At 61.1% G+C, this 23,519-nt stretch carries 26 protein-coding genes and 1 pseudogene; 16 read left to right on the top strand and 11 right to left on the bottom strand.

Annotated features, from left to right (window positions below; all coding sequences use genetic code 11):
• Positions 1 to 105 precede the first annotated feature (105 nt).
• The gene (locus QMK31_RS00255; RefSeq protein ID WP_283498971.1) at positions 106 to 738 is read left to right on the top strand and encodes a hypothetical protein; all 633 of its coding nucleotides are present in this window, start codon (positions 106 to 108) and stop codon (positions 736 to 738) included.
• A gap of 209 nt (positions 739 to 947) precedes the next feature.
• Here QMK31_RS00255 and QMK31_RS00260 read toward each other — a convergent pair whose 3' ends face one another.
• Positions 948 to 1,664, bottom strand: a complete 717-nt coding sequence (locus QMK31_RS00260) for a type II CAAX endopeptidase family protein (RefSeq protein WP_283498972.1) — start codon at positions 1,662 to 1,664, stop codon at positions 948 to 950.
• A gap of 220 nt (positions 1,665 to 1,884) precedes the next feature.
• Here QMK31_RS00260 and bla point away from each other — a divergent pair, with 220 nt between their 5' ends.
• The gene (gene bla / locus QMK31_RS00265; protein WP_283498973.1) at positions 1,885 to 2,835 is read left to right on the top strand and encodes a class A beta-lactamase; all 951 of its coding nucleotides are present in this window, start codon (positions 1,885 to 1,887) and stop codon (positions 2,833 to 2,835) included.
• 377 nt (positions 2,836 to 3,212) lie between these two features.
• Positions 3,213 to 4,013 carry an SGNH/GDSL hydrolase family protein gene (locus QMK31_RS00270; protein ID WP_283499779.1) on the top strand — a complete coding sequence of 267 codons (801 nt, stop codon included), beginning with the start codon at positions 3,213 to 3,215 and terminating at the stop codon, positions 4,011 to 4,013.
• A gap of 288 nt (positions 4,014 to 4,301) precedes the next feature.
• Here QMK31_RS00270 and QMK31_RS00275 read toward each other — a convergent pair whose 3' ends face one another.
• A complete protein-coding gene (locus QMK31_RS00275) occupies positions 4,302 to 4,514 on the bottom strand; it encodes a hypothetical protein (protein ID WP_283498974.1) in 213 nt (70 codons plus the stop codon).
• 196 nt (positions 4,515 to 4,710) lie between these two features.
• A complete protein-coding gene (map, locus tag QMK31_RS00280; RefSeq protein WP_283498975.1) occupies positions 4,711 to 5,481 on the bottom strand; it encodes a type I methionyl aminopeptidase in 771 nt (256 codons plus the stop codon).
• A gap of 65 nt (positions 5,482 to 5,546) precedes the next feature.
• Here map and QMK31_RS00285 point away from each other — a divergent pair, with 65 nt between their 5' ends.
• A complete protein-coding gene (locus QMK31_RS00285; protein ID WP_283498976.1) occupies positions 5,547 to 5,846 on the top strand; it encodes a helix-turn-helix domain-containing protein in 300 nt (99 codons plus the stop codon).
• Positions 5,847 to 6,030: 184 nt separating this feature from the next.
• Here QMK31_RS00285 and QMK31_RS00290 read toward each other — a convergent pair whose 3' ends face one another.
• Positions 6,031 to 7,689 carry a sodium:solute symporter family protein gene (locus tag QMK31_RS00290; RefSeq protein ID WP_283498977.1) on the bottom strand — a complete coding sequence of 553 codons (1,659 nt, stop codon included), beginning with the start codon at positions 7,687 to 7,689 and terminating at the stop codon, positions 6,031 to 6,033.
• Positions 7,686 to 8,225, bottom strand: coding sequence for an OsmC family protein (locus QMK31_RS00295; RefSeq protein WP_283498978.1), 540 nt, complete (start codon positions 8,223 to 8,225; stop codon positions 7,686 to 7,688). Before QMK31_RS00295 ends, QMK31_RS00290 begins: the two co-directional genes overlap by 4 nt.
• A 285-nt stretch (positions 8,226 to 8,510) precedes the next feature.
• Here QMK31_RS00295 and QMK31_RS00300 point away from each other — a divergent pair, with 285 nt between their 5' ends.
• Together QMK31_RS00300 and QMK31_RS00305 are read left to right on the top strand one after the other, a co-directional pair.
• Positions 8,511 to 8,717 (top strand): hypothetical protein, encoded by a 207-nt coding sequence (locus QMK31_RS00300; protein ID WP_283498979.1) that lies wholly within the window; start codon positions 8,511 to 8,513, stop codon positions 8,715 to 8,717.
• A 121-nt stretch (positions 8,718 to 8,838) separates the two neighbouring features.
• Complete coding sequence (locus QMK31_RS00305) at positions 8,839 to 9,249, top strand: GNAT family acetyltransferase (protein ID WP_283498980.1); 411 nt, start codon at positions 8,839 to 8,841, stop codon at positions 9,247 to 9,249.
• Between the two features lie 217 nt (positions 9,250 to 9,466).
• On the opposite strand, the gene QMK31_RS00310 is transcribed toward QMK31_RS00305, so the two are convergent.
• From QMK31_RS00310 to QMK31_RS00325, 4 genes are all read right to left on the bottom strand, one after another.
• On the bottom strand, positions 9,467 to 10,414 hold the full coding sequence (locus QMK31_RS00310; protein ID WP_283498981.1) for an NAD(P)/FAD-dependent oxidoreductase: 948 nt from the start codon (positions 10,412 to 10,414) through the stop codon (positions 9,467 to 9,469).
• Between the two features lie 471 nt (positions 10,415 to 10,885).
• The gene (locus QMK31_RS00315) at positions 10,886 to 11,452 is read right to left on the bottom strand and encodes a dihydrofolate reductase family protein (RefSeq protein ID WP_283498982.1); all 567 of its coding nucleotides are present in this window, start codon (positions 11,450 to 11,452) and stop codon (positions 10,886 to 10,888) included.
• A gap of 138 nt (positions 11,453 to 11,590) precedes the next feature.
• Entirely contained in the window at positions 11,591 to 11,722 is a 132-nt protein-coding gene (locus tag QMK31_RS00320) for a hypothetical protein (RefSeq protein ID WP_283498983.1), read from the bottom strand.
• Positions 11,723 to 11,871: 149 nt separating this feature from the next.
• The gene (locus tag QMK31_RS00325; RefSeq protein WP_283498984.1) at positions 11,872 to 12,420 is read right to left on the bottom strand and encodes an SDR family NAD(P)-dependent oxidoreductase; all 549 of its coding nucleotides are present in this window, start codon (positions 12,418 to 12,420) and stop codon (positions 11,872 to 11,874) included.
• 52 nt (positions 12,421 to 12,472) lie between these two features.
• On the opposite strand from QMK31_RS00325, the gene QMK31_RS00330 reads away from it, so the two are divergent.
• The 9 genes and pseudogenes from QMK31_RS00330 to QMK31_RS00370 all read left to right on the top strand — a co-directional run bounded on the left by QMK31_RS00330 (position 12,473) and on the right by QMK31_RS00370 (position 20,079).
• On the top strand, positions 12,473 to 12,877 hold the full coding sequence (locus QMK31_RS00330) for a dihydrofolate reductase family protein (protein WP_502852127.1): 405 nt from the start codon (positions 12,473 to 12,475) through the stop codon (positions 12,875 to 12,877).
• 147 nt (positions 12,878 to 13,024) lie between these two features.
• The gene (locus QMK31_RS00335) at positions 13,025 to 13,789 is read left to right on the top strand and encodes a mycothiol-dependent nitroreductase Rv2466c family protein (RefSeq protein ID WP_283498985.1); all 765 of its coding nucleotides are present in this window, start codon (positions 13,025 to 13,027) and stop codon (positions 13,787 to 13,789) included.
• Positions 13,782 to 14,267, top strand: a complete 486-nt coding sequence (locus QMK31_RS00340; RefSeq protein ID WP_283498986.1) for an SRPBCC family protein — start codon at positions 13,782 to 13,784, stop codon at positions 14,265 to 14,267. Before QMK31_RS00335 ends, QMK31_RS00340 begins: the two co-directional genes overlap by 8 nt.
• A 290-nt stretch (positions 14,268 to 14,557) precedes the next feature.
• Positions 14,558 to 15,034 (top strand): annotated as a pseudogene (locus tag QMK31_RS00345) (trehalase-like domain-containing protein); the annotation flags it as partial.
• Between the two features lie 42 nt (positions 15,035 to 15,076).
• Positions 15,077 to 16,420, top strand: coding sequence for a glycoside hydrolase family 15 protein (locus QMK31_RS00350; RefSeq protein WP_283499780.1), 1,344 nt, complete (start codon positions 15,077 to 15,079; stop codon positions 16,418 to 16,420).
• A gap of 218 nt (positions 16,421 to 16,638) precedes the next feature.
• Positions 16,639 to 16,938 (top strand): thioredoxin family protein, encoded by a 300-nt coding sequence (locus QMK31_RS00355; protein ID WP_283498987.1) that lies wholly within the window; start codon positions 16,639 to 16,641, stop codon positions 16,936 to 16,938.
• Between the two features lie 597 nt (positions 16,939 to 17,535).
• On the top strand, positions 17,536 to 18,822 hold the full coding sequence (locus tag QMK31_RS00360) for an APC family permease (RefSeq protein ID WP_283498988.1): 1,287 nt from the start codon (positions 17,536 to 17,538) through the stop codon (positions 18,820 to 18,822).
• A 98-nt stretch (positions 18,823 to 18,920) separates the two neighbouring features.
• A complete protein-coding gene (locus QMK31_RS00365) occupies positions 18,921 to 19,487 on the top strand; it encodes an RNA polymerase sigma factor (RefSeq protein WP_283498989.1) in 567 nt (188 codons plus the stop codon).
• Positions 19,474 to 20,079: a hypothetical protein gene (locus tag QMK31_RS00370; RefSeq protein WP_283498990.1), complete on the top strand. Its 606-nt coding sequence runs from the start codon at positions 19,474 to 19,476 to the stop codon at positions 20,077 to 20,079. The genes QMK31_RS00365 and QMK31_RS00370 overlap by 14 nt, the downstream gene beginning before the upstream one ends.
• A gap of 523 nt (positions 20,080 to 20,602) precedes the next feature.
• Here QMK31_RS00370 and QMK31_RS00375 read toward each other — a convergent pair.
• Together QMK31_RS00375 and QMK31_RS00380 are read right to left on the bottom strand one after the other, a co-directional pair.
• Positions 20,603 to 20,854: an epoxide hydrolase N-terminal domain-containing protein gene (locus QMK31_RS00375; protein ID WP_349361540.1), complete on the bottom strand. Its 252-nt coding sequence runs from the start codon at positions 20,852 to 20,854 to the stop codon at positions 20,603 to 20,605.
• Positions 20,855 to 21,008: 154 nt separating this feature from the next.
• Positions 21,009 to 22,745 (bottom strand): CocE/NonD family hydrolase, encoded by a 1,737-nt coding sequence (locus QMK31_RS00380; protein WP_283498991.1) that lies wholly within the window; start codon positions 22,743 to 22,745, stop codon positions 21,009 to 21,011.
• A gap of 119 nt (positions 22,746 to 22,864) precedes the next feature.
• Here QMK31_RS00380 and QMK31_RS00385 point away from each other — a divergent pair, with 119 nt between their 5' ends.
• The gene (locus tag QMK31_RS00385; protein ID WP_283498992.1) at positions 22,865 to 23,509 is read left to right on the top strand and encodes a TetR/AcrR family transcriptional regulator; all 645 of its coding nucleotides are present in this window, start codon (positions 22,865 to 22,867) and stop codon (positions 23,507 to 23,509) included.
• The last annotated feature ends 10 nt before the right edge of the window (positions 23,510 to 23,519 follow it).

Below are 23,519 nucleotides of genomic sequence, written 5' to 3' on the forward strand. Positions count from 1 at the left end.
ACGGATATTCCGGAGAAAGCCGAGTCCGGCTGGCATTCGTCTTGACCCGGCACTGAGGGCAGGGCATTAGGCCAGGACATCGGCAACGCAGAGGAGGGCAACACGATGACTGCCTGGGATGTCGCGGCGTCGACCGACGTTGAAGCGACAGTTATGGCCACTCCTCCGGCACCGCAATTTCGCTGGGCGAGCATTGTCATGGACCTAGATGCGTCCAGCGAACGAGTGCGGGAATCACTCGCCCTCGGTGTCGGCGCGATCGCTCTCGCGGTCGCTGCGCTCATCACCCTGATCCTCTTCCGCTTGCAGCCATTGCCGATCACCGGGAACGGGTCGATCGGGCAATATGGTGCTGCCATCTCGGGATTCGTCGCCATCGCGGCGTTCATAGGCGGACGCTGGGTCATGCCTCTTCCCGCCGGTACGTGTCGAGCGTTGAACGTGGCGGACGTCTTGGCACTCGCCTTCGCTCACGCCGTAATAGCTCTGGTGACCTGGACTCTCTTGGCTGAACTCATCCAGAGCGGCTTCATCGACGCACTGGTCTTCGGCTTGCCGAGCATGCTCATAGCTGGAACGATGGCTGCCGTCACCGCATACGTCGTGTTCTCTTCGGCAACGCATATGAATCTCGTATCGCTGGCAATGGTACTTTCCTTGTTCCTCGTGGCGGGAGTCATCTTCAACGCGGCGGCCGTCCGGCGAGATTTCAGAGGTGAGGAAAGATGGCGCGCGTGACACACTCAAGCGGCCGGGCCTGTTCCAGCGAGCTCGGCGAGTTCTCTGGTGCTCCATGCCACGGTGTAACCGTTCTGTTGTTATGCCTGCGAAATTACCGACTTATCGATTCAGGGGACTGAACCCTTAAACCTCCACAAATCTAGCGGATTGACGTGAAGGTCGAAATGATCATGCTTCCTGAGATCAGGAAGTTTTTGCACTCGGCGTCAGGTGGTCGTAGCTGTCAGAATGTGCGGAATAACGATCGTAGCCGTTGCGTTGTTGACCCCGTGGAGGACGACACCGGGCCAGATGGAGCCGGTCCGTCGATAAAGAAGGGCCGTTAGGATGCCTACCACGAACGCCACAGGCAGGACCGTGTTGATGCCGTGCGCGACGGCGAAGATCGCGGCACTGGCGATGATTGCAATCCACGCCGGAAATCGGTTAAGTAGCGCGTTAGCGACAACACCGCGGAAAAATGCCTCCTCCCCGATGGGGGTGATGATCGAACCAGCTGTGAAGGTGAGAACGAGGCCCAACAAACCAGCCGCCGCGCCAGCCTGATAGTCCGTTTGAACGTTCTGAGTGTCGCCGCTCAGCATCGTGTACGCACTTGAAGCGATGATGCCGAGGACAACCGCAATGAGCCCGAGACCTGCGCCAGCAAGAAGATGGCGTACTTTTGCGCGGCGGATACCAAAAGCGGCAAGTCCGCGAATGCGCACCAGCGCCGCGACCGCCAAGGCGATGATTCCCATAATGCCGGATACGAGGAACCCGACTATGCCTGCGACAGCGTCGTCCTGAACTAGTGGAAGCAGCGCATATACGAGCACCATGCACCCAAGGTACGCACCTCCACCGGCCAGAATCTCCAGCCAACCTGGTGCTTGCGACCGCGTTGCAGCTTTAGTGCGTCTTTCGGCTGTAGCGGTGTTCATGCTTACTCCTTGTCGTGATGTGCACGCACAGTGCAACGCGGGGATGGTCGCGTCCATCGGGGACGCTGCGATAGCCATCTAAGTCCCATTAGAGACCATGCCCTTAGGGCACTGTCAAGACCAGGTCTGTCCTGCCGCGCCGCGACTGCAATCGGTTTGGGCGGTCGCACTCGTCGGTCGAGCTTGACCGTGCCCCTGGGTCACACGATTGGATGGACCCATGACTAACTTATCTTTCCCGAGTCAGCGAGCAGGGGTCGCCGGTCTGACGATCGCGGGTCTTGTACTCACGAGCTGTGCGTCGACCGCACCGTCTGTTCCTCCGAGCGCGCCGTCATCCTCCGAAGTACCAACCCCTGTAGCCGACACTGCGCCGGGATTCACCGAGCTAGAGGAGCGTTTCGACGCTCGCGTTGGAATCCACGCCGTGGACACCGGGACTGGCCGTGAGGTGACGTGGCGAGACGACGAAACGTTCGCCTACGCCTCCACGATCAAGGCGATGGCCGCCGCCGTGATGCTCGATAAAGTCGGACTGGACGGATTGTCAGAGACGGTGCAGATCGAAGCCGGCGATATGGTTCCCTATTCTCCGGTGACCGAGACACGTATCGGGGGAACGATGACCCTCGACGAGATCGCCGAAGCGGCACTTACGCTCAGCGACAACGCCGCGGCCAATTACCTGGTCGAGGTGGTGGGCGGCCCCGCCGCTCTCGATCAGGCGCTGACGGACATAGGCGACGACATTACCGTGGTCTCGCGGATCGAGCCAGATCTCAACGAGGCTACTCCCGGCGATGATCGGGACACGACAACGCCCCGAGCGTTTGCTACGAACCTCAATCAATACTTGCTTGGCGACGCACTGGAAAGCGCCGAGAAAGCGCAACTGGAGACATGGATGACAGCCACGCAAACGGGCGACACTCTCGTCCGGTCCGACCTGCGCGAGGATTGGGTCGTCGGGGACAAGTCAGGTTCCGGAGGCTACGGGACCCGAAACGACCTCGCCATCGTGCGCCCGCCGGGACGAGAGCCCCTCATCATTTCGGTGATGTCAAGTCGGAAAGACCGGGATGCCCAGTCCGACGATCGACTCATTGCGGAAGCAGCGGCACTGGCGATCGACGCGCTTGACGAAAAACTAATAGGGCGCCGAAACGAATGACTCTCAACGACAAGCAAAGGAATACTGACATGGTGATCACGACAACACCGTTATCCGACGACCTGATCACCGGTGCAGCGCACCTCGAAAGCTCTGCCAGCGGAGTCCGACCGCATCGGCTCCCGGCCTGGGTCCGACGCCAGTACCCCGACCCTCAATTGTTAGCCACGGAGGCGCAACCGTCCGGTGTGCGAATAGTCTTTCGTTCGCGTGCGACCCGAATCCAACTCGTCTCGCATGCCCTCCGGGTGACGTACGCGGGAGCCGACCGACCTCGGGGCAGGTTTGACCTTATGGTGGACGGGAAGCTGCACAGTACTGACCTTCTTACCGGTGGCGACAATAACCATATAGACCTGTTGACTGGGACGAGCGAGATGCGACGGGGCGCATCGCACCTCACGGTCTTCTCCGATCTCCGGGAGAGCGAAAAGAACATAGAGATCTGGTTGCCGCACAACGAAGTCCTCGAGTTGATTTCGTTGACCACGAACGCTCCGGTCAGCCCGGTTGAGAACCGTGAACCCGTCTGGGTGCACCACGGTAGCTCGATAAGTCACGGCTCAAACGCCGCAGGGCCTACTGAGATCTGGCCTTCAGTTGCCGCTCTCAACGGGGGCTTTCGGCTTCGCAATCTCGGATTGGGAGGTAGCGCTCTTCTGGACCCGTTCATGGCGCGCGTCATCCGTGATGCACCCGCAGACGTCATCAGCGCGAAGCTCGGTATCAACATCGTCAATCTCGATTCGATGCGGCTGCGTGCGTTCGTTCCGGGTCTGCACGGCTTTCTCGACACCATTCGCGACGGTCATCCGCAGACTCCGATCCTGCTCGTCTCACCAATCTTCTGCGGAATCCACGAGAACACTCCCGGACCGGTTTCCGTCGACCTCGCGACGCTCGGAACAGATCACGTGAGATTCACCGCGACGGGAGAAGAAGGCGACACGCGTCTCGGGAGATTATCTCTCCGGACGATTCGTGAGGCGATGGAGGCCGCCGTGGCGACGCGAGAGGACCCTCAGCTTCACTACGTCGACGGTCTCGACCTGTATGGGGCAACGGATGCCGAATTGCTCCCGCTGCCCGACGCGCTCCACCCCGACACCGAAACTCACCGGCTCATCGGTGAGCGCTTTGCGCACCGCCTCAAAGGACTGCGTGTCGGTACGCCTTGACTGTGCCCGCAGGGCTCGGACCTCACCCCACACTTGTGCTAACCACGTCGCGAAATAGAAAAGAGGCTTCATGCTGAGAACTACGGGAACGATACTGGTCGTAATCGGATTCATCATGCTTGCCGGTGCGTGGGCGATTACGGACCCGTTCGTTAATGATGCGAACATCGGCGCCGGGGGACTCGTCCTGCTCGGCCGCCCGATCGGCGCGATCGGGGTACTGCTTCTGATAATCCACACTGCCCTCAGAATTAGTAGGAGACGGCCGAAAGCGAATAGTGAGCACCCTTAGATAGGCGGCTGTGCGGGCCCGGCGAAAAACAAGGCGGCCACCAGCATCGTGGTCGCGAAAATTGCGGCGCCGAGCGCATCCACCACCCTGCCAATGAGCGGGCCCTCGGCGAACGCCCGCAGCCGGTCTGTGAGCAGGGTGAAAGGCATAAGCTGGGCCATGCCGAGCAGAATCAGGCAGATGGTGGGTGGGTTGAGGTTTTGCAACATGTCCACTCAGCCGGAGCGCGTCAACCGTAGCAGCGGCCTTGACGAGCAATACGAGGCCCAGCACGGGATGTCTGCTTAACGTCTTGCCGTCACTCGTGTGGACGGGAACGGGGAACGACTTGCCTGCACGCTCGGTTTGAGTGATATGCCCGTTTTCCTCGCCCAATGGCCACCCTCGCCTGTCCCGCGATGACGCTTACGCAGGCAGAGTGAGGATTTCGGCTCCGTCGTTCGTGATGGCGATCGTGTGTTCAGTGTGTGCTGTTCGACAGCCTGTAAAGCTACGGAGTGTCCATCCGTCGGCGTCCGTTATGAGTTCGGCGGTGTCGGCCATGACCCACGGCTCCAGCGCCAGCAGCAACCCGGCACGCAGTTTGTATCCGCGCCCTGGGCGTCCGTCGTTTGCAACGTGTGGGTCTTGGTGCATTGTGGACCCGATGCCGTGACCCCCAAATTCCATGTTGATCGGGTACCCCGCTGCGTCGAGGACCGAACCGATGGCGTGAGAGATGTCACCGATCCGGGCTCCGGGGACGGCAGCAGCGATCCCCGCCGTCAATGCTCGTTCGGTTGCGCTGATCATCGCGATGCTTTCTGAGGGCTGTGTCTCACCCACGATAAAGCTGATCGCAGAATCTGCGGCGAATCCTTCCAGAGACACGGCGAGGTCTAGAGTCAGTAAATCACCGTCTGCGAGTGCGTAGTCGTTGGGCATGCCGTGCAGCACGGCGTCGTTGACGGCTGTGCAAATGTAATGGCCGAACGGCCCGCGTCCGAAGGACGGCGCGTAGTCCACGTAGCAGGACTCTGCTCCGGCTTCGACGATGAGGGTGCGCGCCCACTCGTCGATATCCAGAAGGTTCGTACCGACGGTGCTGCGACTCTTCAACGTTTGCAAGATCGATGCAACGAGGGCGCCTGTCTCTCGCGCTCGACTGATTTCGGTGGTGTTCAATATCTCGATCATTTAGCGTCTCCCAGTATCAACCAATAACTATACCGGTCATATTATCCCGGTACTAGAATCGGTTTATGGTCAGATTGCCGCTCACCCCCGCCGAGATAGAGCGCGGACGGCACCTCGGCGCCCTGCTGCGTCAGGCCCGGGGTACGCGCTCGATGCTCGAGGTTGCACTTGAGGCCCGTCTCTCACCAGAAACCATTCGCAAGATCGAAACTGGCCGCGTGGCAACCCCCGCATTCTCGACTATCGCAGCGATAGCCGATGTGGTCGGCCTATCCTTGGACGGGATGTGGGCCGCGATGACGCAGATAGATGCCACGCGTTATGTTGCCGACCCGGTACAGACATCGGGATGTCTCCGTCCATAAAGTTGAGAGAACTCTCAGGAGTCGCGACGTCGACGAGACAACCCAGAAGATTCGTACCACCCACCGCCACGGGGTGCGGTTTGCCGCCATTGACTTTGATGGTTGCCCCGACGAAGCACGTGCCGGTGACTGTTCTCAGACCAACATTGAGCTTTGAACTCGTGTCGACGACCATTACGTCGCCTCAGACTTCGACGCGTAATGACACTTCGACGGAAGGCACCGATTCCACGGTCGATGGTGCACTGTGTGCAACCTCTTGTTCGGTCAGCAGGAAGGTAGAAATGGCGCCCATGGCAACTAGCGTGAAGATTGCCAGTCCGAGCAGCCCGGATGCGCTGAGCCAGGTACCTGTAGCGGCGATCGTCGCCATCAACACAAGGCACGCCGCCGCGGCGAGCGCCCCACGTGATTTCTTGCGGGCATCCGCGGTGACCCGCCAGTGTGCGGTGGCGAGTGTGACGGCGATGAGCACCACTATGTTCACCGACATGCCAACCCACACGGGGTGGAAACCAAGAAAGAAGCTCGCGGGCGACCAATCGCCGAGCTGGTACCACAGGAGACCCGCTGCGAAGCCAATGATCATCGATGCATAGGCCGCTCGTCGCGTCGCAACCGGCCAGAAGAACACCGCGAGCACGGGGGCCAGGGTTGCACCATTACGCAGCGTCCACGCGAGCACATTCCACCAGGCCGACTGCTCCGCGCGTAAGAATGCGAACGCGATCATGAGCACGGTTAGCAACACGAGCGACCAGCGTGTGTAGCGCACGAGCTGCACTTCAGTAGCACCGGGATGCAGCGCGCCGCCGACATCACGCCCGAGACTCGTCGCGCCGGAGAATTGGCACGGTCCGGCCCAGCCGAGTGCGCACGCCCAGACCCCGAGAAAGAACACGCCGGCGAGGGGCGCCGGCAACACCTGCGCAATGTAGGTGGGGACGGCAACGAGGCCAAGTGCCTGGTTAGGCACTACGATCGCAGCGGCAGTTCCCAGAATCGTTCCTCCGAGAATCAGCGGCAGTCCGAATCCGGCAGCAAGGAAAAGCCCTTTTTGCCCGTCCTTGGGCGTGCGGCATGACAAGCTCATCTGGAAGGCGGCCTGCGCCAGGAGCACGTTGACGATGAAGGTGCCGAACCAGGCCACGATGAGTGTCACACCAATGCTCGACAGGTCGAGCATTCTAGGATTCGTGGACGCGAACTCGGCGAGTCCGGCGAATCCGGGCTTGATTAGGAATGCGGTGATGCCCACACCGAGCATGGCCACAAAAACGATGCAATTCATGGTCTGGCTAAACGCCACAGCACGCATGCCACCGAACCACAGGTAGACGAGCAGCAGAACCGCCGTCGCTATGATCGAGGTGTAAATGGAGAGATCCGTGAATGCGTGAAGAGCGGATGCGAAGGCGATAGCCGTGGCGACAGACCACATGGGAAACGCGAACGCCGTGATTAAACCAGAGATTATCTGCGCGACTCTGCCAAAGCGCTCTCCGATCATCCCACTGACCGTCACGACGAGCTTCTCCCGCAACGGTTTTACGAGAAGAAGGGCGATGAGGAGCACCTGCACGGTTTCTGCCACTCCGTACCAGATCGCCGAGATTCCGGTGTGATAGCTCAACTCAAGGATCGCGATGTACGACGACCCCGAGAACAGACCGGTGATGCATAGGGCTACGGTGAGTGGACTGAAACTGCGTCCGGCAACGAAAAATCCTCCCTCCGCCTGAGGCCGGCGCAGAGTGCGCCGCTGAACGATCGTTCCAACGGCCGCCAGAATCACCGTGTAAACGACCGCGAGACCAATCGTCCAGAGGCCAGCATCAGTCATGACCGATTCCGATCGTTTAAAGTCGAAGCAAATGGCACCGCCGGGAATTGCCAGTGAAGGTCGATCGGGATGTCGGCATCGCGCAGGAGGCTAATGGCAGGACACCGCTTCTCCACTGCGCGACGAAGCTCGCCGAGTTTAGGCTCTGCGGCGGGCGTGACGATCTGCACCAGAAGGCTGTAATCCGAAAAATGGGGCGAGACATCCGCAGTGCCGGTGAACCCGCGCACGTCGATATGCGAGCGAGTAAGAGTCTCGATCTGATCGAGACGTATGCCGAGCTCCGTTGCGACCGCCTCGATGGTGACCGTGATGCAGCCGTTCACCGCACCGGCCAGGAACTCCATCGGCGTGGGCGCATCGTTCTCACCGCCCTTGATGACTGGCTGGTCGATGACGAAGTTAAACTCGCGGATCGAGATCCGGGTGCGCATCGGCCGCAGCCACGATCCCGACGCGCGCACGGATTTAATCCAGGGGTCGCGGGCAGGCTTTGTCTCCATAGCGGCGAGCTCAGCATTCGTGAGTTCGGACATTTCCTACCATCCCATCTGGCAGCGCCGTCGAAATCGGCCGCCGTCTGAACTCAACTCCACAGGGCCGATCCTGCGCAATCCGTCGCGTAACGCAACTTCATACAGGGCGCGGAAACGCCGCTGAAGTGAGCCCTGGCGGCGACGTGTCATCGGCGTCATCGTTCGGTGCAGGCCTGCAGCTTTCGGCTAGGTGATACTTATGTCATAAATGGTCCGAATGGAACGGGCGCGCATTCTCATCACTAAGAGTCCGCAGCCCCGCGCTCCTATTGTTAGGGGACCACCATGCAACCATCCGCTCGCCCGCCCTGTCACGCAGCAGCATTGATCCGGGAGCAGTACGCGAGCGTCGCCGCGGCGGCGACGTCCGCCCTGCCCACAGCGTCGCGGACCCTGCAAGACGCCGCCGACCGCGGGATCGACGTCACCGACCTGCTCACGCGCACGAAGCGCCGGGCGTCCAAAAATGAGCGCAGCAGGCTTCGAGCATGACACGTTTTGACCAAGTTGAGTCCGAAGCAGATTCTAAGTCACAGCCGACAGGGAAGCCGTGAACGCGAGTTTTGACATTCGAGCGGCCGGGAGATCTTCCACTTTCCGGCAAACTGGATTCATGCAGATCCGAGACCTAACTTTGCCAGACATTGAAGAAGCCGCTGCGCTCTGGCACGACGTGGGACTGACCCGGCCTTGGAATCCGCCCCTTGTTGACCTGCGGCGCGCCCTTGAAAGTTCTGCCTCTACCGTTCTTGGTGGGTTCATTGGTGACAGGTTGGTTGGCACCGTGATGGTCGGTCATGACGGTCACCGCGGTTGGGTGTATTACCTGGCCATTAATCAGGCACAGCGGGGAACCGGGCTGGGGCAAGAGATGATGATCGCTGCGGAAGACTGGCTTCGTGAGCAGGGTGCGGTGAAAGTCCAATTGATGGTCCGCTCAACCAACGAGGCAGTACTCGGCTTCTATGATCACATTGGCTATGAAAGCGCCGATGTTCAGGTGCGATCGAAATGGCTGGGCTAACACTCTCCGTTACTGAAATGCTCGCTGGGATTGGTTGCTCACGGCCTCTAAACGAAAACGACACCACCCAGTCAGCTGGGTTGTCCGGCCTCGTCTTCGGCGACTGACGTTCGCCGCAATCAAGCAGATCGCCGAGAATATTTCTGAAAGTGAGCAAACCCGGTCCTGATCGGGTCCTCAGCCTCACAAGGAAGGGTTGCTCGGGCGGCGTTTGAGGCTAACTTGCAGCGATCGCGCGCCCGAGCGCGTCACCAGACGCCCACGCCGTCGCCACCGAAGACCGGTCACCCCACGCATCCCCACACACGCCGATCCGATCGGACAGCAAAAACGGCTCGGGATGCTGCGCGGCGGGCCGTGCGAACGTCCAGCGGTGCGCGAACGACCGGGTGGGTGCATCCGTTAGCGACAACATTCGGCCTACCACCCTGGTAACCACGGGGATTGCTCCGTCGGGGTTGTCGAGATGCTGTCGGGCAAGTGCTGCGCTTGTGTGGGCGACGAGCACCGGCGCACCATCGCCACGACGATCACCATCGTCGGCAAGTGCGGTGATCTCCGCCACGTCGTTGACGAACGCGGTGTGGAACGGCTGCCAGTCGCGTGCCGCCCACTCCAGCACGACCGCGATACTTGGCTCCCAATTTGAGCCGTCGTTCAACGCCGCACGCAGTGACGATCCGACGTCGAGCAATCGCCGCGCTTGCGGGTCCGGCATCGCGAGCACGACGGCGTCGTAGCGATGGTTGTCGGCCTCACCCGCCGCCACGTGTTCGATCGTGACGCCCTGGTGCACGTCGATATCACGCGCCAGGTCGATGAGGAGCTCCCGCAGGCCTGCTGGGGCGGCGTACCGCATTGGACCGCGGCTGAGACGCTGGATGCCATCGGACCCTGCCACCGAGACCGTGTCGGTCCACGGTCGAGCGAGTCCGCGTTCCAGCCACCCCGAAACAACGTCACCGAACCCGGTGCCCGGCTCCGCGGTGAAATATGATGCGCCGAGGTCGACCGTTCGTCCGTTGACCGTGCGGCTCGCCATCCTGCCACCGGGCTTTCGTCCGCGATCGACGACCCGTGCAACGATTCCGGCGCTACGCAGCGCGTGAGCGCAGGCAAGCCCCGAGATACCCGCTCCGATGATAAGAACATGAGGTTGCGGCACCCAGCCATCATGCCAGATGGGAGCTCCCGGACGTGCTTCGAAATCGCGGCCGGGAGCGATTGACGTCCTGGCGCGAAGCGCATCTAACTGTGGTGCAGGCATCGCGGGCGAGGAGTTGGGCGTCGGCGTTTTGGGCGGTGAGGACGGGCGTGTAGGCGTTGTCGGCGTGGCAACTGGGGCAATGCTCGCAGATATTGGCGTAGGGGCACGCTTCTTGCGCGGGCGCGCGGAGGCAGTAGCCGCTGGCCATGCGCGCTTTGATGGTCGGTGTTTCCCGCCAGTCCCCGTGGCTGATATCGACGAAGGGCAAGCGGGGAATGTCGGACCGGAACAGCAGGCGTCGTCGTGGGGCGTCGGGCCATCCCCATTCCGTGATTTCGGTGAAGAAGTTGGAGATCGCGTGAATGCGGCGCGCTTAAGCTGCTGGCACTTCGCGCCACCAGCCTTAAGGTCGAGAAGATGCTCGGCGAATCATGTCTTGGGAACTAGTTCAAGCACCACGGTTCCGCTTGCAAAATGCTTCACGTTCGAGAGCTGCCAATGTTCTGTGACCCCAAGACCTTCCAGGAGATGCGTGCCATGGCCGAGTACAAACGGGTAGATCACGACGCAGAGAACATCAACCAACTTGTCTCTCATAAGGATTTGGTCGAGTGGGCCGGTGCCGTACTTGATAATGTTCTTGCCTGATTGTTTCTTGATCTTTCGAACTTCGTCTGAAATATCGCCCTGAATGACTGTTGCGTTCCAAGACGCTTCGCTGAGGGTCTTGGACGCCACGTATTTCGGAATGCTGTTCATGCGGTTTACGAAGTCCATCGGGGCGCCTTTGCCCTCGTCTGCCATCTGAAGATAAGCCTGTGAGAAGTTCTCGTACGTCTTTCGTCCAAGCAGCAGGGCATCGGCCGAGGAGAGCCAACGCTCCTGGTAATCCTGTTCCTCGCTGGAACTGAAATATGGCTCTGCTTCGACCACAATGTCCGGATCATCGATTACACCGTCGATGCTCATGAAGGTTATTTCGACAAGTTTTCTCACTACTCAATCTCCAATGGGTCAACACCATCCTTGCCCTCCCCGGTGATCTGGGCAATCGAGGGATGTCTTTGTGAACGAGACCCTGCCTAGCAGGCGCTGACGAGTCGACCTAGGGTATGAGCGTGATCGTCCGGAATACTATCGCGTCTGACGAGCGGCGGCGGGCGTCGCGCTCGTCCTCCGGGCCGAGGCGAACTCCGTGCTCAACATCGGCGGGTACATTCCGGCCGGGTTGATCTCCGTGGCGACCAGGTTCTTGGTGGATGCCATCGGTCTCGCCCGCGGAGCATCCATTTTCGCAAGCATTCTGGTCGCGGCCGGTGCGACCGGCATCAAATGCTCAAGTTGTTGTCCAGGCCGGGGGTGGGGGCTCAACATCAGCGTTCCCAACCCGACGAGCTCCTTTGGGGTGTCTTAGGTTACAAAGATTGCGCGATGAGGCTCAGTGAGGTCTCCCAGAGGCGTTCTGCTGCGATCGGGTCGATTGCGTGCGGAAGTACCCCGTGAACGCCGTCGACGATTGCCGAAGCGATTTCGGCTGGGCGGCAGTCCTCGTAGTACGCGGGCGTGCCAGGGCCCAACTCTGCCCGTGTCGCGGCGAAGAGTGAGGTTGCCGCTCCCTGTTCGACGGTCTTTGTCGGGTACCGCCGTTTCATGTCAGCCAGAACGACCGGGTCCCAGTAGCGTTGCAGGTTTGTCCAGATGCCACCCGGCATAACCGCGGTGCCAGCAATCCCCTCGTTTTTCCAGCGCCGCGTGGCTTCGAGAGCGAAGAGCACGTTTGCCGACTTCGACTGCGCATAGGCGAGCCCCGAGTCATAGGGATCACGCTCAAAGAAGCGATCGTCGAAACGGATCCCGCTGGTTCCATGCCCACTCGAGCTCAGCGCTACGATCTTCGCCCCGTCAGCGGCGCGAAGAGCTGGCAGCAGGGCCTGTGCCAGCGCGAAGTGCCCAAGATGGGTCAAAATGATTCCAGTGGGTCGGCTTCGGAGAAATACCGGACGCTCGCGACGGAATATGTTCGGCCCCATTCGCGGTGAGTGGGAGGCGCTCTGGAACGGATGGTGGGCGCCCGAACCGCCGCATCACGCACCAGTGTTCGTGCTCACCCATCACGCCCACGAGCCGATCGAGATGGAGGGCGGCACGACCTTCCATTTCGTCACCGGCGGCTTCGACGCCGCCTACGTACAGGCCAGTGAAGCAGCTGGCGACGCCGGCATACACATTGCGGGCGGCGCCTCCACCGTTCGGCAGGCGTTCCCCGCCGGCGTAATCTACGAGATCACGCTCGACATTGCCCCCGTCTTACTCGGGTCTGGAGAGCGGATGTTCGACGGCAGCGACTCTTTCGGGTTCGAGCCGGTTGAGGCGTTGCATTCGCCGCTGGCCACGCACATCCGCTACCGCCGGGTGAGCTGACGGCTGGCCTCCGACACGTCTAAGATCCGCGTGAATTACGCGGCGCCGAGCATAAGCGAGTCACCACGTTTGGGGAGACCTACCGGGGGAGCTGGAAAGACACAGATCGGCGGCCTCGAGAAGACGTGTGTCGCTTAGGGTTGAGTGATGGATGCCGACATCAACTTCTACTTCGACCCGGTCTGCCCCTTCGCCTGGATGACCAGCAAATGGGTGCGGCAGGTGCAGGCGCAGCGCGACTACACCGTTGATTGGCGGTTCATCTCGTTGCGTCTGATCAACGCGGAGGTCGATTACGACGCTCATTTTCCGCCCGAGTACGAGGCCGGACACACCGCCGGGCTCAGGCTCTTGCGGGTGGCAGCCCGGGCACGCGCGGAGCATGGCCGCGAGTCGATGGCCGCGTTGTATGCGGCGTTCGGGGCGCACATCTTCGACGTCGCGCCAGACCCGAGCGGCAACAGCACCGAGAGCAATATGCGTGAACGTCGCGGCACACGTGAATTCGTGGAACCGATCCTCGCCGAGGCTGGCCTGCCACTCGCACTGGCTGAGGCGCTCGACGACGAGTCCTGGGACCTCGAAATTCAGCAGGAAACGGACGAGGCGCTTTCGCTGACCGGTAAGGACGTTGGCACGCCCATCATCCATTTCGAGCCACCCGCCGGTGTCGCTTTCTTTGGGCCGGTCATTAGCCGCCTGCCACAGGAAGACTCGGCCGTTGAACTGTGGGACCACGTGGTCGCTCTGGCACGTTTTCCCGGTTTCGCCGAGCTCAAACGAAGCCTGCGTGAGCAGCCGCAGCTGGCTGCGTTCGGAAACGACTCCGACTCGGCGGGCCAGCAGGAAGACTGGCATGATGGCAGCCGCCGGCAGAAAAGTGACCGATCTGTGAGATCGAACGATGAGTGAGCCGAAAATTCGCCGCCACCAAGAATCTGTCCGGGTCTGCGCGTCCGCTGAATCTCTCTATGACATGGTCTCCGACATCACCCGTACCGGTGAGTGGAGCCCCGTCTGCACGATGTGCTGGTGGGACGACGAGGCGTCGGCTGGTCAGGTCGGTGCTTGGTTCACGGGCCGCAATGAGCTCCCGCACCGCACGTGGGAGACCCGGTCGCAGGTGGAGGCGGCCGAGCGCGGTCGCGAGTTCGGTTGGGTGGTGGGTGGCAGCTTCGTCCGTTGGGGCTTCACCCTCACCCCGTCGAATGAGGGGACGATCCTCAGCGAGTACTGGGAATTCCTGCCGGACGGGATCGCTATGTTCGAGGAGAAGTTCGGTGACCAGGCAGACTTTCAGATCGCTGACCGCACCCAGCAGGCACTCGCCGGCATCCCGAAAACTCTCGCCGCGATCAAGCAGATCGCCGAGTCCATCGCGGATCGGTGAGAAGGCCCCAAGCTGAAGACCGGTCACCCCGCGCATCACGGCACACGGTGATCCGATCGGACAGCAGAAACGGCTCGGGATGCTGCGCGGCGGGCCGTGCGAACGTCCAGCGGTGCACGAAGGACCGGTTGGGTGCCGGAAACACCGTTAACGAGACACTCCCCGCACTGGCTAGAAGCAGTTCATCAGGTGCTGGTTCGCACCAAAGAATCGCTGACGTGGAAGGACGACGATGACCAAGCAGAGCGCAAGACTGGAATTTCTCGGATCCCAGGGGTCGCTGCTGGCAGCACGGCATGAGTGACCTCCCCATCGCCGACCATGCGCTGCTTTCGGATCGACACTCCGCTGCTCTGGTGACCCTGGACGGATCGATTGCCTGGTTGTGTTTTCCCCGGTTCGACAGTGAATCCGTGTTCGCGTCAATCCTGGACGACGAGGCGGGGCACTGGTCGATCCGGCCCACCGGGCGGAGCACGTCAACCCGCGCCTACGTGGATGGGACCATGGTCCTACAGACCATCTTCCACACCGATGAGGGCACCCTCGAACTTCTCGATGCGCTTGAGTTGGGGGACGGGGCTGATCCCCACCGCCTCGGTGAACACGCCCCCCACACCCTGCTGCGGGGCGTGCACTGCACGAGCGGGCGGGTGGCCATCGAGATGGTCTGCCGTCCTCGCCCCGAATATGGTCTGGTGGTCCCGATCTTTGCGGAGATCGATTGCGGTGTCGTCGCTACGGGCGGTTCGGGCCGGCTCACTCTCTCGGTTCCTGCCCCGGTCATAGGTGTCGACGAGGAGATCCGGATGCAGTTCACTCTGCAGGCGGGCCAACACCGGTATTTTGCTCTGCAGCGCACGCGCCTCGGTGAGCCACTGCCGGGTGCCTACGCGCAAGACCAGATCGCGGCCGGCTTGGCGACCACCACCGCGAGCTGGCAGGAGTGGTCATCGATTCATCAAAGCTACGACGGCCCGTGGCGGGAACTGGTTCATCATTCGGGACGGGTTCTGCAGGCGCTGAGCTACCAACCCACCGGCGCAATCGTGGCCGCCGCCACGACATCCTTGCCCGAAGAAATCGGCGGTGAACGCAACTGGGACTACCGGTACGCCTGGGTACGAGATGCCAGTTTCACCATGAAGGCACTCTGGGTTGCGGCCTGCCCGGACGAAGCCCACGAATTCTTTGACTTCATGACCGCGGCGGCTGCGCACTCCAACCCTGACCGTCATTTGCAGATCATGTTTGGCATCGGCGGCGAACATGACCTGTCTGAACGGCTTCTTCCGCAACTCAAAGGGTGGCGGGGGAGCGCACCCGTGCGCGTCGGCAACGGAGCCTGGGACCAGCCGCAACTTGATGTGTACGGCGAACTCCTCGACGCAGCGTTCCGCCTTCGTGGGCAACTCGGTGACATCGAACCGGCCACGCGAACCTTTCTTATCGCCCTCGCGGATGCTGCCGCCAGCCAATGGCAGCAGCCGGACAACGGTATCTGGGAAATCCGTGGGGCCCCACGCCACTTCCTTTATTCAAAGCTGATGTGCTGGGTGGCCCTCGACCGAGCAATTGCCCTGGCCGATCAGCTGAACGCAACCGACCGAATCACAGAGTGGTCAGCGATGGCCGCACGGATCCGCGCCGCCATCCTCGAGAAGGGGTGGAACGAGGAGGCCGCTGCCTTCACGCAATCCTTTGATTCGCCCGAGCTGGATGCTTCGTCGCTGATGATGTCCGTTGTCGGATTCCTGCCGGCATCCGATCCACGCATGCTCGCCACCGTAGACGCCATCATCGATCGGCTTACGGATTCCCGCGGGCTGGTCTATCGGTACCAAACTGACACCGGCGTCGACGGCCTGCACGGTAACGAGGGAACTTTCCTGCTCTGCACATTTTGGCTCGCCCAGGTGCTTGCCGACGCAGGCCGGTGCGGTGAGGCCCGCGAGGTGTTCGAGAGAGCCGTGGGTCACGTCAACAACGTCGGCCTGCTCGCCGAGGAGGTCGACTCGGAAACCGGCGAACAACTGGGCAACTTTCCCCAGGCATTCAGTCACGTCGGCCTGATCAATGCCGCGTGGGCCATCCAACAGGCCGAGAGCGGCTACGCGGCTAACGAGAGAACTCCACCAGAAAATGAACATTAGCTCGGGTTTACTAGCTTCGGTGCATTCAGGTTTGCTGATGATGCTGCAGATGTCTCCCTCGCCGCATTCGGCGGGGTAGCGCCAGTCGCTGGCACCGATAGGTTTCTGGAGCTCCACAGCCAGAATGGCGAGCTCACGTTGACGGGCCTAAACGTTTTTTGAGCTTGCAATTCAGCAGGAGTGATACGTGAGAGCCGGGAGCGGTTTAGCGTTGGCGTATGGACATTATTTTGCAATATTTCGACGGCTGCCCCAATTGGAAAGTTGTCGATGAGCGGCTCGTTGCTCTCACCGAAGGGCACCCGGGGATGGTCGTACGGCGACACCTCGTAAACACTGTGGAAGAAGCCGAACGTGTCGGATTTGGCGGTTCACCCAGCATCCTCATCGACGGTGTCGACCCCTTCGCGCGCGCAGGAGAAACCGGCGGGTTGTCTTGCCGCCGATATCTCACGCCAGGCGGATACGCGGGCGCACCAACTGTGGACCAGTTGAAGATGGCACTGTTCATCGAGTGACGCCCGGACGGAGTCGCGCGAATCGCAGTATCGATCGGCGCGACTTCGTGCCGAATATTCTCTGATTCCTTTTGTCTCGGGACTGTCGGGTCGTCGACGGTGGTTCCATCTGAAAACCATCGTCGCGTGGGTCGGTCTCATAACGCGAGTTCGTGCACTCATCCGGCCGTGACGGAGGAGACTGGTCGACGGTGGACCCGACTCTCTTTTGGGCATTCGGCCCCGATGTCGTGACTGCAGAAGGGACCGCCTGCGTGCGGAAAGTTGAGAGCGTCCTTGCGCCTGATCAACTGAATATTGTGTTCCGTCCCAACAATCGTCGCCGGAGCGGTCCGCGCCCGTAAATGCTGGCTGAGTGGGGGCCGAATCGGCTCACGAAGAATTGGTGCGGCCCTGGTTGGCGTCGCGTTGGTGGTCGTGATCGAACCCTCGGATTCTGCTTTTGGATGGATACCGCTGCTAGTGCTGACGTGTTCTGATCGACCTATGACACTGTATGCATCTCTACAGTTGCGGTGGTCCGCGCGCGCGGATCCTTCATGGTGCCGGGTATCGGCGGGGTGCGCTGAGGAAGGTAGCGCATTGGGATAATGGCTCATGCCTAATCGCACAGACAAGATTTCATTGACCGGATCGATCTCCCTCGGAACCGGGGTGATGATTGGGGCGGGGATCTTCGCACTGGTCGGTCAAGTTGCCGAATTCGCCGGAGATTGGTTTCCGCTCGCTTTCCTCCTCGGCGCCATAGTCTCTGGTATCAGCTCGTATTCCTATGTTCGCTACTCGAGTGTGAACCCGTCTGCGGGCGGTATCGCGATGCTATTGAAGGACGCCTACGGTCCTGGTGTAAGCGCCGGGTCATTTTCGCTGTTCATGTACGTGTCGATGGTGGTTGCGGAGAGTCTGCTCGCCCGCACGTTTGGCACTTACCTGTTGCGTCCTTTCGGTCTGCAAAACTCCACCATTCTCGTGCCCGTGCTCGGTGTCGCTGCGATCGCCACGGCTGCGGTGGTGAACCTTGTAAGCAACCAGCTCGTCGAACGCTCAGCGACCACAACCGCAGCGCTCAAAATCCTCGGCATTGCCGTTCTCGCGATTGCCGGCCTAATCGGCGCCGGAGTGGCTGGCGACGGATTCTTCGCAAAGTCTTCCGGCGACTCCCTCGGTATCGCGGGGCTACTGGCAGGCACAACGCTCTGCGTACTGGCCTACAAGGGCTTCACCACAATCACGAACCAGGGCGATGATATTCGCGACCCGAAGAAGAATATTGCACGGTCCATCGTCATCTCCCTGATCATCTGCGCCGTTCTGTATTTGCTGATCACGCTATCGGTGGCGTCGAGCATCGGTGCTGAGGGCGTCGTCAAAGCCCGCGATTACGCGCTCGCGCAAGCGGCAGAACCGCTCTTCGGGTCATGGGGCGTGGGGATCACCGTTGCGATCGCCGTGGTCGCGACGCTGTCCGGTCTTCTCGCAAGTCTCTATTCGGTGTCACGCCTCTACGGCATGCTGCAAAGCATGCGGCAGGCGCCATCATTGCCCAAGAAGATTTTGCATCAGCCAATGATCATCACCGCCGGTCTTGCCATCCTGGCCACAGCGTTTCTCGATCTCAGCCAGATTGCCTCGATGGGCGCATTTCTCTACCTGGCCATGGACATTTCCGTGCAGTGGGCTGTCATTCGCCACTTGCGTTCAAAAATCCAAGCAAACCCGTGGGTTCCCGCACTGACCATCATGCTCGACCTAGCGATCCTGGTCCCCTTTACCGTGCTTAAAGTTCAGAACGACCCTCTGACAGCGATTGTCGCTGTAGTCGTTGCGGCTGCTATCGTTACTGCGCAGATCTTGGTCGTCCGTGCACGGACACACGCCGCGTAAACGCCCACTACCGTCCTCCTTGGCCACTCGAGCCGCCTCCGCTGCGCCGCGCCATGAAATCCCTGCGCCCCTGTCGGACATGCTCCAGTATGAGAGTTGTGACCGACATCGAGCGTGAGAAGCGGATGCGTGACCTCGTTGTGCTCGTCGCCGACCCGATACGCCGCTACCTGCACCGCCGCGCCGATGCCGCTACGGCCGACGATGTGCTCGGCGACACCCTCCTGGTGTGCTGGCGCCGCCTCGACGAGGTGCCCGCCGATGCCCTACCGTGGGCGATCGTTGTCGCTCGGCAGTGTCTCAGCAACGTCAGGCGGGCGGAGCGTCGCCGAACCAGGCTCATCGGCCGCATCATCGCGATCGACCCGCCGCCGGTCGCCGCACAAGACAACACCGCGGCATCCAGTGGTGACAGCGCCACAGCCACCGCCCGCGTGAGCACCGCCCTTGCCAGCCTGGGTCGCGACGACGCCGAGATTCTGCGCCTGTGGGCGTGGGACGAGTTGACAAGCCCGCAGCTTGCCGTCGTGCTCGACATCAGCGCGAACGCTGCGGCGATCCGCCTGCACCGAGCAAAGGCGCGCCTCAAGCAGGAGCTGCTGAAATCTGAAGGCCCAACCGGACATGTATCTCATGACGAAGGGAGCACCGATGCACGACGATGACCGTGCGGTGCGTGTTCAGCTGCAATCCGCCGATCCGGCCCACGAGCTGCCCCCCGTCTCGCCAACGTGGCTCGACCACAGAATGGAGCAGATCATGACCACCCAGCCCACTATTACGACTGTCACCGAGAAGGAGCCGCGACCCATTTTTCGACGGTGGATGCCGGTGGTCGGCGTCGCTGCCACCCTCGCCATCGCCGCCGCGATCGTTGTGCCCCTCGCCCTCGGAAGCCCGGAACCTAGCGTCGAGGCGCTGAAAGCTCCACTCGGCGGAGGCCTCGCGAGTGGCAGCTGTATCGTGCTTGCGCCGGAGACCGTCGCCGCGCAGGAGCAGGCGTTCGCTGCGACGGTAATGCAGATCCAGGGCGACACCGTCGTTTTGGAGGTTACGGAGCGCTTCGGTGGCGACGTCGCCGACCGAGTGGAAGTGACGCAGGTCGACGCGCTAACCTCCGACTTCTCAGGGGTGCCCTTTGAGGTCGGCCAGAGCTACCTCGTTGGCGCCCTCGACGGAACGATCACAGGCTGCGGCGTCACCGGCCCGGACAGCGCCGAGCTCCGCGCCGTTTACGACACAGCGTTCCCCGGCTGATCCACGCCGGCGAGAGCGGCAGACCGGGACGGCGCGTCAAATCGTGCAATCTGGATTCGGAGAGCCTACTTGCCATTTGATCGATCCGTGCGCCCCAGCACCTTTGATGGCCGCATCGTTGCGAATATTCGGGTCTGGCGCAGACCTAACTCCCCAACCCATACATCCATGTCGGGACCTGTAAAGCCGAGGATGTCCGTGATCGGCGCCTGATGCGTCGGGAACAGTCCACGCGGTGGCGGAGTGCCATCGACGCGGGTGTGTATGCACTGGCAGTGTCGACGTAACGTGGGCGATCCCTCTACAGAAGTGTCCCCGATATCGATGCCCAATCTCGGAGGCGCTGGCGGGCGACCAGTGGTAAGCGTGCGGTCCGGGAGCCGCTCTTCAGCTCGTGTCGGGTCAGACGGTCTGTAGGAACGCGGTGATGTCATCGGCTAACAGCGTGGGTTCTTCGTGGCGTAGCGACGTGCCGATGGAGTTTGTGAACCAGTAGAGGGATGCTGTCAGCGTGACGAGGTAGTCATCGCTGAACCGTGTCTTGCTGCCAGGGCAAGGCGTTGATGCGGTCTTGTTCGGTGGCCCCGTCAAATTCGTCGGCCCAATACGTAACCAGACTATGCATGGTGTCATTATCGGTGTCTGCTTCCCCTCCCGTTGGTGGCCATGCCCTGGGCCAACGGGTATCTCGGAGCCTTCTTCGTAGGTCGTGGACATCGTCGTGGCCTATATCCAGCGCAGGATAGCGGGGGCACGTGTGCTCGTTTCTGGTCAGAAAAAAGGTCTTTGTTGTTGAGGAGAATACTGTGCAGTGTCAGGTACGTAAGACCCGCACGATGAAAATCACGGTGACGAGGCATCGCAGCGAAATAGTCGCTCCCAGTTGGATCACACTTTGCGTTCGGCGGAGCGTTCGATAACCTTCGTTGCTAGTCCTGGAGGGGTAGCTGTAGGTAGGAGGCGTGCGCGCCACCGGTGTGAATGACGTGCGTTCCCGTATTGGCGCCGACGTATTCGTGGATGCCGGGCATCAGCGTTCCTAACAGGTTGCGTGAGCTGATGATGAAGCGGAGCTGTTCGCCGTGGTGGAACTCCAGGCCGATGGGGAGCAGATCGATTTCAATATCGACGATCTGACCAGTGCTGAGTTTTTCAACGCGGTCAAATGTGTGGGCTGGCACCTCTGCTGTCGAGAGCCGCTCGTCCAGGTGTCGGGCCGACACTCGTAGCCGTCCGTCGGAGCCTTTGTAGCGCAAAATGGTGGCGCCGTGATCGGTGAGGTCGTGAATCATGGGGCTGTGGTTCGGCACGGTAAATGCCTGCAGGGGAGTGCCGTTGGCGTCGAGTTTTTGCACGAGAACAAAGAGGTCCATGTCGTCGGAGCCCTGTGCTTCGACCCAGAGGTGAGCCTTGGGGTAACCGACCAGAACGGTCTCCTCCTCGAACCGGGTAGTGAAGGACACGGCGTTGGGATTTGTATCGACGCCGTAGGACACTGCGATCTCGTCGGTCGGCGCCGTGGTCGTCAATGCGCGCGACCGGCCGTTCAGATAGTACTTGCGCGGGGTGACATCTGCAGGGGGGAACGAGTCTGCGGCGATACCGATGCGGTCGCCGCCTGCAAGGTCGAGAAGCGAGTAGCGCACGGACGGGGTGTTCTCCCAGCCGTTGTCGTCGTCCTTGAGGTAGTGATCGAAGAATCGGCGGAGATCCTCCACGTTTGCTTCGTCGTAGTAGTCGGGCCATTCCTGGGTGTTGTGCACTCGCAGCCACTTGTTCTTGGAGGCGATCCGGCGCCACGCGCGGAAGGTTCCCGCAGTGTGCAGCGTGTTCGAATAGCTGGCCACGATATATGCCGGCACGGTGATTTGGTCGAAGTTGGGGATCTTGTTTTCCCAGAGATCGGTCATTTGCGGGTAGCGCTCGACCTCGGAGATAATGTCTTCTTTGTGATTCTTGCCGAAGAAGCTGCCGTCTTGGAGCTGACGGGCAAAGCCGGTGTCGGGCATGCCGCCGCGCATGACGAGGTCGCGGTAGACATCGCTGACGCCTTCCCACGGGTTGATCGCCGCCAGGTGTGGGGGCTGCTCGGCGGCCGTGAACCATTGCGAAACTGCCAGGTAGGAGGTGCCGCTCATGCCCACTTTGCCGGAGCACCATTCTTGTTCGGCGAGCCATTCGATGACGTCGTAGCAGTCCCGGCCGTCCTGGCGGTCCCACAACACGCTGTCACCGTCGGAGTCGACGACGCCGCGAATGTCAGGGTTGCAGATGGCATAACCCTGCGCGCACCAGTAGGCCGGGTCTGGTGCTTCAAACTTTGCCAGTCCCGAGACGATCCCATTGTCTAATCCGACCAGCCCGAACACGCCCATCACGCTCAGCGATGTGCCTTGGCCTTTTCCGTACGGACTCCACGCGACGATGACCGGGACCTTCTCCGCGCCGGCAGGACGAAACACGTCGACGTAGATTGTCACGCCATCGCGCAGTTGCACGGCGACATCCTTCTCCAGCACGATCTCCACCGGCAGCGGCCGGAACGGGGGAGCGACCTGAAAGCCTGCTTCCAGAACCCGAGTGCCGGGATCGAACGCGGTCAGTACCCCTGTTCGGGCCGGCGGCAGCGGATGGGACGGAACATACATTCTCTGGTCATCGCTCATGACAAGCTCCTTACATCGGGATCTGGGGAACAACTATCGGCTGGTTGCGAGCGTACTGGTGAATCGTCCTAAACTCAACAGGCGTTGAGAAAAATTTTGGATGACGGTAGATTCGTATTATGAAACCGCAAGAAGAAGCCGTGCCGCGGGCGCGGGGCCGACGCCCCGGCAGCGCCACGACCAGGCAGGCCGTCCTGGATGCTGCGCGTGCTAGGTTCGCCCGCGATGGCTTCACGGGCACGACCATCCGTCTCGTCGCTGCCGACGCGTCCGTCGATGCCTCTCAGGTGATGCAGTTCTACCGCTCCAAAGATGAACTCTTTGCGGAGGTGATGGCCATACCAAAGTCGGCGCTGCACCGATTTAATACCGCATTCGAGGGACCGGATGAGCACCTCGGCGAACGCGTGGTTCGTGCATCGTTGCGGGCGTGGGACGGAGTACCGGAAGAGTCGGAACCGTTGATGGCTATGCTGCGGGGCGCGATCGTCAACGAGAGCGCGAGCAGGCTCTTGCGTGATTTCATCCAATCCCGTCTGCTGGGTGGCACGAGTGACCGTGCTGATGCCGATGCTGCGCTCCGCGCCGGTCTCGCGTCAGCAATGCTCGTCGGCGTCGTTCTGGGGCGACGGGTCATTGGCGTGCCAACGCTCGTCGCGGTAGATGCTGAAGAAATCGTGAGGGTGCTCGCCCCGGCCATTCAAAACATTCTGGTGCCGATCGAGCGCGAAGAGGAGAATTCGAATGTCACACCGGCAGGGTGATCAGCGTGCG

This window comes from Cryobacterium sp. PH31-O1, assembly GCF_030063455.1.
Taxonomy (GTDB): domain Bacteria; phylum Actinomycetota; class Actinomycetes; order Actinomycetales; family Microbacteriaceae; genus Cryobacterium.

What these genes read in the sequence shown, in the direction of transcription:
- QMK31_RS00380 (WP_283498991.1), bottom strand. Translation starts at nt 22,745, where the DNA reads ATGAGCGATGACCAGAGAATGTATGTTCCGTCCCATCCGCTGCCGCCG.
- QMK31_RS00350 (WP_283499780.1), top strand. Translation starts at nt 15,077, where the DNA reads ATGCAGTTCACTCTGCAGGCGGGCCAACACCGGTATTTTGCTCTGCAG.
- bla (WP_283498973.1), top strand. Translation starts at nt 1,885, where the DNA reads ATGACTAACTTATCTTTCCCGAGTCAGCGAGCAGGGGTCGCCGGTCTG.
- QMK31_RS00255 (WP_283498971.1), top strand. Translation starts at nt 106, where the DNA reads ATGACTGCCTGGGATGTCGCGGCGTCGACCGACGTTGAAGCGACAGTT.
- QMK31_RS00290 (WP_283498977.1), bottom strand. Translation starts at nt 7,689, where the DNA reads ATGACTGATGCTGGCCTCTGGACGATTGGTCTCGCGGTCGTTTACACG.
- QMK31_RS00340 (WP_283498986.1), top strand. Translation starts at nt 13,782, where the DNA reads ATGAGTGAGCCGAAAATTCGCCGCCACCAAGAATCTGTCCGGGTCTGC.
- QMK31_RS00330 (WP_502852127.1), top strand. Translation starts at nt 12,473, where the DNA reads ATGTTCGGCCCCATTCGCGGTGAGTGGGAGGCGCTCTGGAACGGATGG.
- QMK31_RS00335 (WP_283498985.1), top strand. Translation starts at nt 13,025, where the DNA reads ATGGATGCCGACATCAACTTCTACTTCGACCCGGTCTGCCCCTTCGCC.
- QMK31_RS00360 (WP_283498988.1), top strand. Translation starts at nt 17,536, where the DNA reads ATGCCTAATCGCACAGACAAGATTTCATTGACCGGATCGATCTCCCTC.
- QMK31_RS00275 (WP_283498974.1), bottom strand. Translation starts at nt 4,514, where the DNA reads ATGTTGCAAAACCTCAACCCACCCACCATCTGCCTGATTCTGCTCGGC.
- QMK31_RS00285 (WP_283498976.1), top strand. Translation starts at nt 5,547, where the DNA reads ATGGTCAGATTGCCGCTCACCCCCGCCGAGATAGAGCGCGGACGGCAC.
- QMK31_RS00305 (WP_283498980.1), top strand. Translation starts at nt 8,839, where the DNA reads ATGCAGATCCGAGACCTAACTTTGCCAGACATTGAAGAAGCCGCTGCG.
- map (WP_283498975.1), bottom strand. Translation starts at nt 5,481, where the DNA reads ATGATCGAGATATTGAACACCACCGAAATCAGTCGAGCGCGAGAGACA.
- QMK31_RS00270 (WP_283499779.1), top strand. Translation starts at nt 3,213, where the DNA reads ATGCGACGGGGCGCATCGCACCTCACGGTCTTCTCCGATCTCCGGGAG.
- QMK31_RS00295 (WP_283498978.1), bottom strand. Translation starts at nt 8,225, where the DNA reads ATGTCCGAACTCACGAATGCTGAGCTCGCCGCTATGGAGACAAAGCCT.
- QMK31_RS00260 (WP_283498972.1), bottom strand. Translation starts at nt 1,664, where the DNA reads ATGAACACCGCTACAGCCGAAAGACGCACTAAAGCTGCAACGCGGTCG.
- QMK31_RS00370 (WP_283498990.1), top strand. Translation starts at nt 19,474, where the DNA reads ATGCACGACGATGACCGTGCGGTGCGTGTTCAGCTGCAATCCGCCGAT.
- QMK31_RS00385 (WP_283498992.1), top strand. Translation starts at nt 22,865, where the DNA reads ATGAAACCGCAAGAAGAAGCCGTGCCGCGGGCGCGGGGCCGACGCCCC.
- QMK31_RS00355 (WP_283498987.1), top strand. Translation starts at nt 16,639, where the DNA reads ATGGACATTATTTTGCAATATTTCGACGGCTGCCCCAATTGGAAAGTT.
- QMK31_RS00320 (WP_283498983.1), bottom strand. Translation starts at nt 11,722, where the DNA reads ATGGCATCCACCAAGAACCTGGTCGCCACGGAGATCAACCCGGCCGGA.
- QMK31_RS00300 (WP_283498979.1), top strand. Translation starts at nt 8,511, where the DNA reads ATGCAACCATCCGCTCGCCCGCCCTGTCACGCAGCAGCATTGATCCGG.